This is a genomic window from Dactylosporangium sp. NPDC051087, assembly GCF_055586325.1.
This window is the reverse complement of the sequence record NZ_JBVJIJ010000019.1, coordinates 29289-42929: the sequence shown is the minus strand read 5'-3', so window position 1 is coordinate 42929 and position 13641 is coordinate 29289. Positions and strand designations below refer to the sequence as shown.

General features: G+C 74.0%; 14 protein-coding genes. 9 read left to right on the top strand and 5 right to left on the bottom strand.

Annotated features, from left to right (window positions below; genetic code table 11):
* Positions 1 to 7 precede the first annotated feature (7 nt).
* The 4 genes from ACZ6TV_RS32620 to ACZ6TV_RS32605 are packed head-to-tail and all read left to right on the top strand — an operon-like array spanning position 8 to position 3631.
* Positions 8 to 985, top strand: a complete 978-nt coding sequence (locus ACZ6TV_RS32620; protein WP_465301183.1) for an aldo/keto reductase — start codon at positions 8 to 10, stop codon at positions 983 to 985.
* Positions 979 to 2100 carry a carboxylate-amine ligase gene (locus ACZ6TV_RS32615; RefSeq protein WP_465301181.1) on the top strand — a complete coding sequence of 374 codons (1122 nt, stop codon included), beginning with the start codon at positions 979 to 981 and terminating at the stop codon, positions 2098 to 2100. The genes ACZ6TV_RS32620 and ACZ6TV_RS32615 overlap by 7 nt, the downstream gene beginning before the upstream one ends.
* Complete coding sequence (locus tag ACZ6TV_RS32610; protein ID WP_465301180.1) at positions 2097 to 2693, top strand: HAD family hydrolase; 597 nt, start codon at positions 2097 to 2099, stop codon at positions 2691 to 2693. The genes ACZ6TV_RS32615 and ACZ6TV_RS32610 overlap by 4 nt, the downstream gene beginning before the upstream one ends.
* Positions 2681 to 3631, top strand: coding sequence for a TAXI family TRAP transporter solute-binding subunit (locus ACZ6TV_RS32605; protein WP_465301178.1), 951 nt, complete (start codon positions 2681 to 2683; stop codon positions 3629 to 3631). The genes ACZ6TV_RS32610 and ACZ6TV_RS32605 overlap by 13 nt, the downstream gene beginning before the upstream one ends.
* A gap of 100 nt (positions 3632 to 3731) precedes the next feature.
* On the opposite strand, the gene ACZ6TV_RS32600 is transcribed toward ACZ6TV_RS32605, so the two are convergent.
* Genes ACZ6TV_RS32600 through ACZ6TV_RS32590 form a run of 3 tightly spaced genes read right to left on the bottom strand, consistent with a single transcriptional unit; the run spans position 3732 to position 7270 of the window.
* Positions 3732 to 5108, bottom strand: coding sequence for a sensor histidine kinase (locus tag ACZ6TV_RS32600; RefSeq protein WP_465301176.1), 1377 nt, complete (start codon positions 5106 to 5108; stop codon positions 3732 to 3734).
* Positions 5109 to 5122: 14 nt separating this feature from the next.
* Complete coding sequence (locus ACZ6TV_RS32595; RefSeq protein WP_465301174.1) at positions 5123 to 5794, bottom strand: response regulator transcription factor; 672 nt, start codon at positions 5792 to 5794, stop codon at positions 5123 to 5125.
* A 27-nt stretch (positions 5795 to 5821) separates the two neighbouring features.
* Positions 5822 to 7270, bottom strand: a complete 1449-nt coding sequence (locus ACZ6TV_RS32590; RefSeq protein ID WP_465301172.1) for a class I adenylate-forming enzyme family protein — start codon at positions 7268 to 7270, stop codon at positions 5822 to 5824.
* 84 nt (positions 7271 to 7354) lie between these two features.
* Here ACZ6TV_RS32590 and ACZ6TV_RS32585 point away from each other — a divergent pair, with 84 nt between their 5' ends.
* Positions 7355 to 7804, top strand: a complete 450-nt coding sequence (locus ACZ6TV_RS32585; RefSeq protein WP_465301170.1) for a PaaI family thioesterase — start codon at positions 7355 to 7357, stop codon at positions 7802 to 7804.
* Positions 7805 to 7895: 91 nt separating this feature from the next.
* A complete protein-coding gene (locus ACZ6TV_RS32580) occupies positions 7896 to 8501 on the top strand; it encodes a hypothetical protein (protein WP_465301168.1) in 606 nt (201 codons plus the stop codon).
* Here the strand turns inward: ACZ6TV_RS32580 and ACZ6TV_RS32575 are convergent.
* A complete protein-coding gene (locus ACZ6TV_RS32575) occupies positions 8498 to 9130 on the bottom strand; it encodes a TetR/AcrR family transcriptional regulator (RefSeq protein ID WP_465301166.1) in 633 nt (210 codons plus the stop codon). The two genes, ACZ6TV_RS32580 and ACZ6TV_RS32575, sit on opposite strands and share 4 nt — an antisense overlap.
* 68 nt (positions 9131 to 9198) lie before the next feature.
* Between ACZ6TV_RS32575 and ACZ6TV_RS32570 the strand changes: the two genes are divergently transcribed.
* Genes ACZ6TV_RS32570 through ACZ6TV_RS32560 form a run of 3 tightly spaced genes read left to right on the top strand, consistent with a single transcriptional unit; the run spans position 9199 to position 12799 of the window.
* A complete protein-coding gene (locus ACZ6TV_RS32570; protein ID WP_465301164.1) occupies positions 9199 to 10350 on the top strand; it encodes an acyl-CoA dehydrogenase family protein in 1152 nt (383 codons plus the stop codon).
* 26 nt (positions 10351 to 10376) lie between these two features.
* Complete coding sequence (locus tag ACZ6TV_RS32565; RefSeq protein ID WP_465301162.1) at positions 10377 to 11723, top strand: aldehyde dehydrogenase family protein; 1347 nt, start codon at positions 10377 to 10379, stop codon at positions 11721 to 11723.
* On the top strand, positions 11720 to 12799 hold the full coding sequence (locus ACZ6TV_RS32560) for a Zn-dependent alcohol dehydrogenase (RefSeq protein ID WP_465301160.1): 1080 nt from the start codon (positions 11720 to 11722) through the stop codon (positions 12797 to 12799). The genes ACZ6TV_RS32565 and ACZ6TV_RS32560 overlap by 4 nt, the downstream gene beginning before the upstream one ends.
* Here the strand turns inward: ACZ6TV_RS32560 and ACZ6TV_RS32555 are convergent.
* Positions 12725 to 13579, bottom strand: a complete 855-nt coding sequence (locus ACZ6TV_RS32555) for an alpha/beta fold hydrolase (protein ID WP_465301158.1) — start codon at positions 13577 to 13579, stop codon at positions 12725 to 12727. The two genes, ACZ6TV_RS32560 and ACZ6TV_RS32555, sit on opposite strands and share 75 nt — an antisense overlap.
* Positions 13580 to 13641: the final 62 nt, after the last annotated feature.

The window sequence follows — 13641 nt, the reverse complement described above, 5'->3', positions numbered from 1 at the left end:
GGGCGGCATGCAGCAACGGATCTTAGGACGGACCGGTGCCCCGGTCGGCGTGGTCGGGCTCGGCGCATGGCAGCTCGGCGCCGACTGGGGCGAGGTCGACGAGGACCAGGCACTCGCGACCCTGGCCGCCGCGCACGAGGCGGGCGTGACGTTCATCGACACCGCCGACGTCTACGGCGACGGCCGCAGCGAACGTCTCGTCGGGGCCTTCGTCAAGGACCGCCCCGGCATCACGGTCGCCACCAAGATGGGCCGCCGCGTCCCGCAGGAGGCCGAGCGGTACAACCTGGACAACTTCCGCGCGTGGAACGACCGGTCCCGGGAGAACCTGGGCGTCGACACCATCGACCTGGTCCAGCTGCACTGCCCGCCGTCGGAGGTGTACTCCACCGACGAGGTGTTCGACGGCCTGGACCTCATGGTCCAGGAGGGCCGGATCAAGTCCTACGGGGTCAGCGTCGAGACGGCCGCCGAGGCGCTGACCGCCATCGCCCGGCCCGGCGTCGCCACCGTGCAGATCATCTTCAACATGCTGCGGCTCAAGCCCCTCGACGACGTGCTGCCCGCGGCGGAGAAGATGGGCGTCGGCATCATCGCCCGCGTCCCGCTCGCCAGCGGCCTGCTCTCCGGGCGCTACGACGAGCACACCACGTTCGGCGCCGACGACCACCGCACCTACAACCGGCACGGCGAGGCGTTCGACCAGGGCGAGACGTTCTCCGGCGTCGACTACGACACCGGCCTCGCCGCCGTGCGCCGGCTCGCCCCGCTCAAGCCCGAAGGCCTGACCATGGCGCAGTTCGCGCTGCGCTGGATCGTCGACCACCCGGCCGTCTCGGTGGTCATCCCCGGCGCCCGCAACGGCGAGCAGGCCCGCGCCAACGCGGCCGTCGCCGGCGCCGAGCCGCTGCCCGCCGCCACCCACGACGCGGTCCGCGAGGTCTACGACGAGCTCGTCCGGGCCGGGGTGCACAGCCGATGGTGAGCCCGGACGCGGTCGTCGCCGGCGAGGTGCGCCCCGGCGACACGATCGGCGTCGAGGAGGAGTTCCACGTCGTCGACGCCGAGACCGGCGACCTGTCGCCCGCCGCCCGGCGGATCCTGCGCGGCGCGGACGCCGAGCCGGAGCTGCACCGGTCGATGGTCGAGACGGCCACCGGCGTGCACACCGACCTGACCGCCCTGCGCGCCGACCTGATCGAGAAGCGCCGCTCGCTCGTCGAGTCCGCCGCCCGGCACGGCCTGGCCGTCGTCGCCGCCGGCGCCGTCCCCGGATCGGGCGCCGGCCCCAGCCGCGTCTACCCGGACGAGCGCTACGAGCGGATGGCCGCCGAATACCGGCAGCTCGTCGACGAGCAGCAGGTCGCCGCCTGCCAGGTGCAGATCGGCGTGCCCGACAAGGACCTCGCGGTGCGGATCACCCGGCGGATCCGGGAGTGGCTGCCGGCCCTGCTCGCGCTCAGCGTCAGCTCGCCGTACTTCGCCGGGCAGGACACCGGGTACGCCTCCTACCGCACGGTCGTCACGTCCCGCTGGCCGACCGTCGGCCCGCCGCCGGACGTGGCGGACGCCGCGGAGTTCCAGCGGGTCGTCGACACGCTCGTGGAGAGCGGCGTGATCAGCGACGCCGGGATGATCTACTTCGACGCCCGGCCGTCGGCGCGGTACCCGACGGTCGAGGTGCGGGTCGCCGACTCGTGCCCGCGGGTCGACGACGCGGTGCTGCTCACCGCGCTCGCCCGGGGGCTCGTCACCGTCGCCGCCGAGCAGGACGCCGCCGGCCGGCCGCTGCCGGAGGCGCCGCAGGTGCTGCTGCGGGCCGCGACGTGGCGGGCCGCCAGGTCCGGGCTCAGCGGCCACCTCGTCGACCCCGCGACCCGCTCCGCGCTGCCCGCGAACGCCCGCGTCGACGCGCTGATGGCGCACGTCCGGCCGGCCCTGGAGGCCCGCGGCGAGTGGGAGATCGCCGTCGACCTCCTCGAGGACCTGCGCGGCCACGGCACCTCCGCCACCCGGCAGCGAGCCCTCTGGGCCTCTCCTGAGGACGCGCGGGAGGTCGTACAGTCGCTGGCGAAGGAAACGGCGGAAGGAACCGGATGACGCTGCGCGGGCTGCTGGTCGACTACGGCGGGGTGCTGACCACCGACGTGTTCGCCTCCTTCGACGCGTTCTGCGCGCGGGAGGGGCTGCCCGCGGGCACGGTCCGGGACCTCTTCCGCGCCGACCCGGCGGCCCGCGCGCTGCTCGGCGGGCTGGAGGACGGCACGCTGCCGGACGCCGAGTTCGAGGCCGGGTTCGCCGCGCTGCTCGGCGTGCCGCCCGAGGGCCTCATCGAGCGGCTGCTCGGCGCCACCACCGCGGACGTGGCGATGCTCGACTTCGTCCGGGCCGCCAGGGGGCGCGGCATCCGCACCGGGCTGATCTCGAACTCGTGGGGTTCGCAGCGGTACGACCGGATCCTGCTCGACGAGCTGTTCGACGGGATCGTGATCTCCGGCGACGTCGGCGTGCGCAAACCGGACCCGGCGATCTACGTGCTGGGCGCGGCCGCGATCGGCCTGCCGCCGCAGGAGTGCGTCTACGTCGACGACCTGCCCGGCAACCTGAAACCGGCGCGGGAGCTCGGCATGACGACGGTCCGGCACCGCACCCCGGACGAGACCCTGCCGATCCTTGCGGCATGCCTGTCGTGAGGCGTCGCGCGCTCGTGCTCGGCGGTCTCGGGGCCGCGCTGCTCACCGCGTGCGAGTCCGGCGGCGCCGAGGCGACCGGGACGCTGCGGATCGCGACCGGCAGCACGGGCGCGGTCTACTACGCGTACGGCAAGGCGATCGCGGACCTCGCCAAGCGGTACCTGCCGAACGTGCACGCGAGCGTCCTGACCACGAACGCGTCGAAGGAGAACGTCGGCGCGATCCTGGCCGGGACCGCCGAGGTCGGCTTCACGCAGGCCGACACCGCCGGCGAGGGCAACCGCAACGCCCCGGGGAAGCTCGCCGCCCTCGCCCGGATCTACGACGACTACGTGCACCTCGTCGTCGCCCACGACAGCCCCATCCAGAGCATCACCGACCTGCGCGGCAAGCCGGTGTCCGTCGGCGCGGCCGGCTCCGGCACCGCCGGCACCGCCGACCACATCCTCGACGTGGCCGACATGGACGTCGCCGGCCTGAAGGCGAGCATCGTCCAGCGCCCGCTCAACCTCGACGACTCGGTCAAGGCGCTGAAGGCCGGCCAGATCCAGGGGTTCTTCTTCTCCGGCGGCCTGGCCGTCGGCCTGATCCAGCAGCTGGCCCAGGAGTTCCCGATCCGGCTCATCGACCTCGCCACGCTCGTGCAGCCGCTGCGGGACCGTTTCGGCGAGTACTACGCGGAGCGGGTCGTGCCGGCCTCGGCGTACAAGGGCATCGACCCGGTCGTCTCGATCGGCATCGCCAACTATCTCGTCGTGCGGGACACGATGCCGGAGCCGCTCGCGTACGGCGTGACCCGGCTGCTGTTCGAGGGCCGCGACGAGCTCGCCAAGGCGCACCAGGCGGCGGCCCGGCTCAACATCCGCTCCGCGATCAGCACCCCGCCGCTGGCGCTGCACCCGGGCGCCATGCGCTACTACCGCACCCAGAAGGCCTGACCGCCGCACCGGACGGTCTGCCGGCCAGGCCTTTCCGGTGCGGCGCGGGTCAGCCGTCGTAGACGTGCTGCCAGGACGATTCCCGTACCCCCCCGCCTGCTCAGGGGCTGGGGAACCAGAGCCGGGCGTGCAGGCCGCTGGGCTCGTTGGCGAGCAGGTCCAGGCGGCCGGACGACGCCTCGACGAGGACTGCGACGATCGGCAGGCCGAGGCCGCTGCCGTCGACGTTCTGCGTGCCGGGGGCCCGCCAGAAGCGTTCGGTGGCCAGCTCGCGCTGCTGCTCGGTGAGGCCGGGGCCGGTGTCGAGCACGTGGACGGCGACGCCGCCCTCGTCGGCGACCGGGCGGACGGTGACGGTGCTGCCCTCGGCGGAGAACTTGACGGCGTTGTCGATGAGCGCGTCGAGCGCCTGGTCGAGCGCGGTCGTCACGGCGCGGGCCTTCAGCGCGTGCGGCGGCCGGACGTAGCGCAGCGTGATGTTCTTCCGCGCGGCGACCGGCTGCCACGCGACGACCCGCGCCCACGCGACCTCGCCGGCGTCGATGTCGGCGAGCTCGAAGCGGCCCCGCTCGGCGCGGGCGAGGGCGAGGAGGCTGTCGAGGACCTCGCCGAGGCGCTCGACCTCCTCCAGGGCCAGCCGGTGCCCCTCGACGGCCTGCGGGTCGGTGAGGTCGGCGCCGAGGTCCTCGACCCGCAGCCGCACCGCGGTGAGCGGGTTGCGCAGCTGGTGGCTGGCGTGGGAGACGAACGCGCGCTGCCGCTCCAGGGAGTCGGCGACGGTCGCGGCCATCTCGTTGAACGCGGAGCCGAGCCGGCGCAGCTCCGGCGGGCCGTCGGCGGCGGGGACCCGGGCGGCGTAGTCGCCGGCGCCGAGCTCGTGGGCGGCCGCGTCGAGCTCGGCGACGGGCCGCAGCGTCCAGCGGGCGAGGGACCAGGCGGCGACGATGCCGGCGAAGAGCACGACGAGCCCGCCGACGGCCAGGACGCTCCAGGTGGTGCGGACCCCGGCGGCGCGGGCGCCGACCGGTGAGACGGTGACGACCGCGCCGATGACCTCACCGCCGCGGCCGACGGGGACCGCGACCACGAAGGGCTCGAGGCGCCACGGCCAGATCGTGCCGTCGTCGCTGGCCTCGCGTCCTTCGAGGGCCCGGCGGGTCTGCCGCTGCACCGCCTTGTCGGCCAGATCGACGCTGGGCCGGGACGACACGACGTCGAAGGCGTCCTGGTTCACCACGATCACGGCGATGCCGTAGACCTGGTAGTAGCGGGCGAACTCGGCGGCGAGCTCGGTGGTCTTGCCCTTCGTCCGCAGCGCCGGCTCGGCGAGCGTGGCGAAGCGGGTGGCGTCGGCGAGCCGGTCGGCGACGACCTGCTGGGTGTCGCGGCTGGCGATGCTCAGCGCGAAGGGCACCTCCAGCGCTGTCAGCACCAGCAACAGCAGCAGCAGGTAGGTGGCGACGATGCGGACCCGCACAGGCCGGTGCCTCTCTACAGACCAGTGACGAGACGGTATCCGACGCCGCGGACGGTCTGCACCAGGCCGGGCACGTCGAGCTTCGCCCGCAGCGACCCGACGTGCACGTCGAGGGTGTGCCGGCCGACGAAGCTGGTCTGCCACACCGCGAGGATCAGCCGGTCGTAGGACACGACGACGCCGGGGGTGCGCACGAGCACGGCGAGGATCTCGAACTCCTTGCGGGTGAGCGAGACGTCCCGGCCGGCGACGGCAACCTGCCGGGCGGCGACGTCGACCCGGACCGGACCGGCCGCGAGCACCTCGACGGTGGACTGCGGCGCCCGCGACGCGCGGCGCAGGACCGCCTCGATGCGCGCGTTGAGCTCGGCCATCGAGTAGGGCTTCACGACGTAGTCGTCGGCGCCGGTCTGCAGGCCGATGACCCGGTCGCGCTCCTCGCCGCGGGCGGTGACGGCGATGATCGCCACCGTCTCGTCCTTGCGGCGCAGGGTGCGGCACACCTCGATGCCGTCGCCGTCGGGCAGGTTGAGGTCGAGCAGCACCAGGTCGAAGGGCTCACCGGCGAACGTGTCGAGCGCCGACTGGGCGGTCGGGCAGTGCGCGACGTCGTGCCCGCGCCTGCGAAGGGCGGTGGCCAGTGCGGCCGCCACCCTAGCGTCGTCTTCGACCAACATCACTCGCATTGGCGCCCATCGTAGATGAGCGAGGGTTCAGATGAGGGTCCGCAGCGCCTTCCGGTTCAGCTTGCCGACGGACGTCAGCGGGATCTGGTCCAGGATGCGGATCTCCCGCGGCCGTTTCGTCGGCGCGAGGTGCTCGCGGGCGTAGGCGTCGAGCTCCTCGACCCCGGTGCCCGCGGCCGCCGCGGCGCCGGTCAGCGACACCAACGCGATCACCTCCTCCCCCAGCCGCTCGTCCGGGCGGCCGACGACGGCGGCCATGGCGACCGCCGGGTGCGCGGTGAGCGCGTCCTCGACGTCGCGGGGGTAGACGTTGAACCCGCCCCGGATGATGAGGTCCTTCTTGCGGTCGATGACGCTGAGGTACCCGTCGGCGTCGATCGACCCGATGTCCCCGGTGGCGAACCAGCCGCCGGCGACGCCGTCGCCCGAACCCCAGTAGCCGCGCATGACGTTGGGGCCGCGGACGAGGATCTCGCCGTCGTCACCGAGGCGGACCTCGATGCCTTCGAGGGGCTTGCCGACGGTGCCGCGGCGGGGCGCGCCGAGCGGGCTGCCGCTGACGATCCCGCCGGTCTCGGTGCAGCCGTAGCCTTCGAGGACCCGCACGCCCGGCACGAGCCGCTCGAACGCCTCGGCCGCGGCGGGCGGCAGCGGCGCGGCGCCGGAGAAGACGAACCGCAGCGCGCTCAGGTCGAACTCGGCGAGGGGCTGGCCGAGCAGCATGACGAGCATCGACGGGACCACGGCCGCGGTCTGCGCGCGGTGCTCGGCGGCGAGCCGCAGCCAGCCGGCCGGCTCGAACCAGCGTTGCAGCACCGCGACGGGTGGCTCGGCGGCCTGCAGCGCGCCGACGGTGACCATCAGGCCGTAGGAGTGCGACAGCGGCAGGGCGGTGATGCCGGTGTTGAGCCCGGGCGTGTAGGCCGCCTCCCGGGACACCCGCCCGGCGTGCGCGAGGTTGGCGTGACTGAGCGCGACGCCCTTGCTCCTGCCCGTGGTGCCGCCGGTGTACAGCAGCGCCGCCAGCTCGTCGGGGCCGCGGTCCACGATCGGCAGCGGGTCGGCCGCGAGCAGCGCGCCGAACGACGGGGTGCCGACGACGACCGTGGGCACGCCGCGCTCGCGGCACAGGTCGCCGAACTTCGGCACCAGCTCCGGCGAGGTGACCACGACGGCCGCGCCGGAGTCGGCCAGGACGTGCCCGAGCTCGTCCGCGGTGACCAGGAAGACCACGGGGGTGACGACCGCACCGGCGCGCCACACCGCCTGGTACACCTGCGAGACCTCGGGACAGTTGGCCATGACGACGGCGACGCGGTCCCCCGGGCGGACCCCGAGCCCGCGCAGCCCGCCGGCGATGCGGGTGGCGGCGGCGTGCGCCTCCCCGGACGTGTGCCAGGTGCCCTCGAAGCACAGCGCGGGGTGGTCGCCGTGCCGGTCGAGCGATGCCTCCGCGATACGGGCGAGGTTGGACATCGACGGCCCTCCAGTCGCAAAGTTTCTACACTGCCTATGCCGATACCCGCCCGCTGTCAATGCTTACTCCGAGGAGCCGTAACGATGACGGACCGTCCGATCACCGCCGGTGAGCGCTTCACCGACGTCGGCGACTGGAACTCCAGTCGCGGCGAGGGCCCCAACCTGTGGCGGACCCTGGGCTTCCGGCGCTCCGGCTGGGCGCCCGGCAGCTCGACGGTGGAGTGGGACGCGACCGCCGACTACGGCTTCACCACGCCCGGCGGCCCGGTGATCCAGGGTGGCCTGGTCACTGCGGTCCTCGACTCCGCGATGGGCGGCGCCTGCTTCACCACGCTCGACCGCGACGAGCTGTTCCTGACCGCGGACCTGCGGGTCGAGTTCTTCCGGCCGACCAGGCCCGGGACGCTGCGCGCGGTGGGCACGGTCCTGCGCCGCACCAGGAAGGTCGTGTTCTGCGCCGCCGAGCTCTCCGACGCCGGCGGGACCACCCTGGCCGCCAGCCGCTGCACGCAGGTGCTGATGCCGGTCTGACCGTTTCCGCCCGGTTTCACACCGTCAAGTTTCCGTCAAGGAACGACGCCCGCGATTCCGCCGGTACGGTCCGACCAGCCACGGTGAACGGGTGAACATCGTGTCAACCGGCGAGCGCTACCGCGCCTCGACCGTCGCCGCGTTCGAGGCGGCCGTGCTGGTGCGATGTACAGGGGTGTGTGGCGGAGGAGGACGGGCCCGGGGGCTGGGGGGTTCCCGGGTCCGTTCCGCCTTCACGCACGTGCCAGCGGGGGTGCTCGCCGAGTTCAGCCGGTCCGTCGCCGCGGAACGGCTGGTCGAGCTGCTGGGAGCGGCCGGCCACTCGGCGAGCGTGCACCGCTACACCGCCGGCACCCGCCACCGGTACGAGATCTTCCGGGTCATCACCGGCCCGACGACCGCGGAGTTCCTGGACCGCGCCTGGCAGCAGGGCTACCTCGACCTGTGCGGCGCCCCCGAGCTGCCGCGCTCGGCCCGCCAGCTCCGCCACGCCCGGCGGCTCGCCGAGTCGGCGTGGCGGGGCGTGCTGCTGGTGTCGGGCCCGTCCCGGTCCGGCTCCCCCGGCCTGCGCGTCGCCGATCTGGAGACCGCGACGGTCCTGATCCGCGCCGGCCGGACGATGAGCATGCCGGTCCGCATGAGCACCCGCCCCGGCGGGCAGATCCTCCTCGTCATGCCCCAGGAGGCGGCGGCCTAGCCGGCCGTCATCGCCTCGAACTTCCGCTCCAGGCCGTCCACGAGGGCCTCCAGGCCGAGCTCGAACGCACTGTCGTCGACGTGCGTGTGCCGGCCCGCGAGCAGGTGGGCGTCGCGCAGGTGCGGGTAGTCGCGCGCGTACAGCTCGGGGTCGTCGACGAAGCCGAGCGCGAACGAGCCCAGCGCCGAGCCGGCGACGAAGAACCGCATGGTCGCGCCGATGCGGGTCGCGTGCCCCGGCGACCAGCCCGCGTCGACCAGCGCGCCGTAGACGGCGTCGGCCAGGCGCAGCGACGCCGGGCGGCGGGCCGGGCCGCGGGCCAGGAACGGCACCACGTTGGGGTGGGCGCGGAATGCCGCCCGGTAGGCCCGCGCCCACGCCTTCAGCGCCTCCGGCCACGGGTCGCGGCCCAGCATCGACAGGTCGACGCCGGCCACGATGCTGTCGCCGATCGCGTCGACGATCTGCTCCTTCGTGGCGAAGTGGTTGTACAGCGACGGCGCCTGTACGCCCAGCTCACGGGCCAGCCGCCGGGTGGACAGCGCGTCGAGCCCGTCGGCGTCGACGATCGCGGTGGCGACCTCGACGATCCGGTCACGGCTGAGGAGTGGCGTTCTGGGGCGGACCATGGCTACGATCTTACGAAACTAACGGCGTTAGTTAACGGACCGGGCTCGCAGCGACCTCAGGGGTGGCCATGGACTTCACGCTCAGCGACGAGCAGCGCGCGATCCGGCAGATGACCGCCGAGTTCGTCGGCCGGGAGATCACCCCGCACGCCGCCGCCTGGGACCGGGCCGAGCAGGTCGACCTCGCCATCGTCAAGAAGCTCGCCGGCCTGGGCATCTTCGGCATCACGATCCCCGAGGAGCACGGCGGCAGCGGCGGCGACCACACCACCTACTGCCTGGTCCTCGAAGAGCTCGGCAAGGGCGACTCGTCGGTGCGCGGCATCGTGTCGGTGTCCCTCGGCCTGGTCGCCAAGAGCATCAACGGCTACGGCACGGCCGAGCAGAAGGCGGCCTGGCTGCCGCGGCTGTGCGGCGGCGACGCCCTCGGCTGCTTCGCGCTGACCGAGCCCGACACCGGCTCCGACGCGGGCGCCCTGGCCACGCGGGCCACCCGGGTGGACGGCGGCTGGCGCCTGGACGGCTCGAAGATGTTCATCACCAACGGCACCTGGGCGCAGGTCGCGCTGGTCTTCGCCCGCACCGGCGAAGCGGGCCCGAAGGGCGTCTCGGCCTTCCTGGTCCCGACGGACACCGCCGGGCTGCGGGTGGAGGAGATCCACGGCAAGCTCGGGCTGCGCGGGCAGGCGACCGCGGCACTGACCTTCGAGGGCGTCACCGTCGGCGACGACGCGCTGCTCGGCGACCTCGGCCAGGGCTTCAGGATCGCGATGTCGGCCCTGGCGAAGGGGCGGATGTCCCTGGCCGCCGGCTGCGTCGGGATCATCCAGGGCTGCCTCGACGCCGCCGTCGCCTACGCGAAGCAGCGTGAGCAGTTCGGCCGGCCGATCGCCTCGTTCCAGCTCGTGCAGCAGCTCATCGCCGACATCTCCGTCGAGGCCGACGCGGCCCGGCTGCTCACCTGGCGGGTCGCCGACCTGATCGACCGGGGGCTGCCCTTCGCCACCGAGTCGTCCACGGCGAAGCTCTACGCGTCGGAGGCGGCGGTCCGCGCGGCCAACAACGCCCTGCAGGTGTTCGGCGGTTACGGCTACATCGACGAGTACCCGGTGGGCAAATACCTGCGCGACGCACGGGTCACTACCGTGTACGAGGGGACGAGCCAGATCCAGAAACTCATCATCGGCCGCGCCCTGACCGGCGTGAACGCGTTCGCCTGAGCCGTTTCAACAGGGAGATCTCAACGATGAGCATCGACGTCTACAACCCGGCCACCGAGGAGGTCGTCGGGTCCGTGCCCGAGACCGCCTCCGTGGACCCGGCCGTCGCCGCCGCCCGGGCCGCGTTCGGGCCGTGGTCGGCGCTGTCGCGGGCGGAGCGCGCCGCGCACCTCGCCGCGCTGCGCGACCTGCTGGCGGCGCACGCCGACGAGCTCGCCGGCATCATCACCGCGGAGATGGGCGCCCCCCTCGCGGTGGCCCGCAAGGTGCAGGTGGGGCTGCCGATCGCGGTGCTGTCCTCGATGGTCGACCTGCTCGGCACCGACGCGCCGCAGGAGCGGATCGGCAACTCGCTGATCGTGCGCGACCCGGTCGGGGTCGTCGGCGCCATCACCCCGTGGAACTATCCGCTGCACCAGACGATCGCGAAGCTCGCCCCGGCCCTCGCCGCCGGCAACACCGTCGTGCACAAGCCGAGCGAGGTCGCGCCGCTGTCCGCGCTGCGCCTCGCCGAGCTGGTCCGCGAGGCCGGGCTGCCCGAGGGCGTCTACAACCTGGTCACCGGCTACGGCGACCCGACCGGGGCGGCGCTCGCCGGGCACCCCGGGATCGACCTCGTGTCCTTCACCGGGTCGACGGGCGCCGGTCGCACCGTGGCGGCCCTCGCGGCCCGGCACCTCACCCGGGTGTCGCTCGAGCTCGGCGGGAAGTCGGCGAACGTGATCCTGCCCGACGCCGACCTGGCCGCCGCGGTCAAGGTCGGCATCGGCAACTGCTACCTGAACTCCGGCCAGACCTGCACCGCCTGGACCCGCCTGCTCGTGCACGAGTCGCAGCACGACGAGGTCGTCGACCTGGCGGTCGCGGCGGCGTCGCGGTACACCGTCGGCGACCCCACCGACCCGTCGACCCGCCTCGGACCCCTGGCGTCGGCGGCGCAGCGCGACCGGGTGCGCGCCTACGTGGCACGGGGCCTCGCCGACGGCGCGAAGCTGGCCTTCGGCAACGCGGCCGTGCCGGACGTCGGGTACTACGTGGCGCCGGTCGTGTTCGCCGGCGTCGACCCCGGTGCCGTCATCGCACAGGAGGAGATCTTCGGCCCGGTGCTGTCGATCATCCGGTACCGCGACGAGGACGACGCCGTCCGCATCGCCAACGGGACGCCGTACGGGCTGGCCGGCAGCGTCTGGTCCGGCTCGCAGGAGCGCGCCCTCGCGGTCGCCCGGCGGCTGCGGACCGGGCAGGTCGACGTCAACGGCGGGTCGTTCAACCCCCTCGCCCCGTTCGGCGGGATCGGCGACTCCGGCTACGGCCGCGAGCTCGGCGTCCACGGCTACGAGGAGTTCACGACGGTGAAGGCGATCCAGCTGTGACCTCCGCTCTGGTACTGCGTGCCGTCGACGGTCCCGCCTCGGTCGAGGACGTGGCACTGCACCCCGTCGGGCCCTCGCAGGTGCGCGTGCGGCTCGCCGCCGCCGGGGTCTGCCACTCCGACCTGTCCCTGGCCAACGGCACGCTCCGGCAGCCGTTCCCGGTCGTGCTCGGCCACGAGGGCGCCGGGGTGGTCGTCGAGGCCGGCCCGGATGTCGCGGACCTCTCGGTCGGCGACCACGTCGTGCTGAACTGGTCGCCGCCGTGCCGGTCCTGCTGGTTCTGCGAGTCCGGCGAGCCGTACCTGTGCTCGCACGCGGACGACGCGCGGGGCGTGCCGTACGGGCGGACCGCCGACGGCGCGGAGCTGTACGCGGGCCTCGGCACCGGCGCGTTCGCCACCGAGACCGTCGTCGGCGCCCACGCGTGCATCCCCGTGCCCGCCGACATCCCGCTCGACGAGGCGGCCCTGCTCGGCTGCGCCGTCCTCACCGGGGCCGGCGCGGTGCTCAACTCCGCCCGCGTGGTCCCGGGCCAGTCCGTGGTCGTGATCGGCCTCGGCGGTGTCGGCCTCGCCGCCCTGCAGGGCGCCCGGATCGCCGGCGCCTCGACGATCATCGCCGTCGACGCGTCACCGGCGAAGTCCGACCTGGCGCAGTCCCTGGGCGCCACCCACTTCCTGTCCCCCGGCCCGTCCCTGGCCAAGGAGGTGCGGGCGCTGACCTCCGGGCGGGGCGCCGACCACGCGATCGAGTGCGTGGGGCGGGCGGCGACGATCCGGGCCGCGTGGTCCGTCACCCGGCGCGGCGGGCGGGCCACCGTGCTCGGGCTCGGCGCGACGGCCGACGAGGTGACGTTCAACGCCCTCGAGGTGGCGTACTTCGCCCGGACGCTGGCCGGCTGCATGTACGGCAGCACCGACCCCGCCGTCGACGTGCCGGTGCTGCTGTCGCACTACCGCTCGGGCGCGCTGAACCTGTCCGGCCTCGTCACCGACCACGTCTCACTGGCCGAGGTGCCCGGCGCCTTCGACCGCATGCGCGACGGGGTCGGCGCCCGCACCCTCGTCCACTTCTGAGCCGCCCGCCGTCGCCGCCGTCGTCCCCAGGATGACCGCGGCGACGAGGGCGGGGTCGTCGCTCATCGGCACGTGACCGCAGCCGTCGAGGGTCACGTGCCGCGCCCCGGGCAGCCGCTCGCGGGCGACGCCGGCCTGCACCGGCAGGAAGATCCGGTCGCGGGAGCCCCACGCGATCGTGACCGGGACGTCGGGGCGGCTCGTGTACGCGTAGCCGCGGCCGTGCCGGGCGACGGCGCCGAAGCCCTTGCCACCGCGCAGCGCCAGGGTGTCGGCGAGGGCGCGTTCGGCGGTGAGGACCCCCGGGTCGCGGACCAGCCAGCCGAAGGAGAACGCCTTGCCGAAACCGGTGCGGTAGAACACCTTCAGCAGCGGGGTGGGGGTGAAGGCGCCGGCCCGGTGGCCGCGCAGGATGCCCAGCGCCCGGCGCACCTGGGCGGGGGTGCAGAAACCGGCCGGCGACAGGGCGGTCACCGAGCGGGCGTGCCCGGCGGCGGCGAGCTCCAGGGCGATCGCGCCGCCGAGGCTGTTGCCGGCGACGTGCGGGCGGTCCAGCCCGGTCTCGGCGAAGAACGCGGTCATCGCCGCCACGGCGCTGGGCATGCCGAGGTTCTCGGCGGACGCCGGGGAGCGGCCGAAGCCGGGCAGGTCGACGGCGATCACGTCGTGGCGCTCGGCCAGCAGGTCGATGACGGGCTCCCAGGCGCGCCAGTGGTGGCCGATGCCGTGGATGAGCACGAGCGGCTCCCCCGCGCCGCTGCGGACGAAGTGCAGGCTCATGCCGCCGCCTCGCTCCGCTCACCGGCGCCACGAGGCACCGAAAGACACCGCGACATGATCCG

What these genes read in the sequence shown, in the direction of transcription:
- ACZ6TV_RS32620 (WP_465301183.1), top strand. Translation starts at nt 8, where the DNA reads ATGCAGCAACGGATCTTAGGACGGACCGGTGCCCCGGTCGGCGTGGTC.
- ACZ6TV_RS32615 (WP_465301181.1), top strand. Translation starts at nt 979, where the DNA reads ATGGTGAGCCCGGACGCGGTCGTCGCCGGCGAGGTGCGCCCCGGCGAC.
- ACZ6TV_RS32610 (WP_465301180.1), top strand. Translation starts at nt 2,097, where the DNA reads ATGACGCTGCGCGGGCTGCTGGTCGACTACGGCGGGGTGCTGACCACC.
- ACZ6TV_RS32605 (WP_465301178.1), top strand. Translation starts at nt 2,681, where the DNA reads ATGCCTGTCGTGAGGCGTCGCGCGCTCGTGCTCGGCGGTCTCGGGGCC.
- ACZ6TV_RS32595 (WP_465301174.1), bottom strand. Translation starts at nt 5,794, where the DNA reads ATGCGAGTGATGTTGGTCGAAGACGACGCTAGGGTGGCGGCCGCACTG.
- ACZ6TV_RS32590 (WP_465301172.1), bottom strand. Translation starts at nt 7,270, where the DNA reads ATGTCCAACCTCGCCCGTATCGCGGAGGCATCGCTCGACCGGCACGGC.
- ACZ6TV_RS32585 (WP_465301170.1), top strand. Translation starts at nt 7,355, where the DNA reads ATGACGGACCGTCCGATCACCGCCGGTGAGCGCTTCACCGACGTCGGC.
- ACZ6TV_RS32575 (WP_465301166.1), bottom strand. Translation starts at nt 9,130, where the DNA reads ATGGTCCGCCCCAGAACGCCACTCCTCAGCCGTGACCGGATCGTCGAG.
- ACZ6TV_RS32570 (WP_465301164.1), top strand. Translation starts at nt 9,199, where the DNA reads ATGGACTTCACGCTCAGCGACGAGCAGCGCGCGATCCGGCAGATGACC.
- ACZ6TV_RS32565 (WP_465301162.1), top strand. Translation starts at nt 10,377, where the DNA reads ATGAGCATCGACGTCTACAACCCGGCCACCGAGGAGGTCGTCGGGTCC.
- ACZ6TV_RS32555 (WP_465301158.1), bottom strand. Translation starts at nt 13,579, where the DNA reads ATGAGCCTGCACTTCGTCCGCAGCGGCGCGGGGGAGCCGCTCGTGCTC.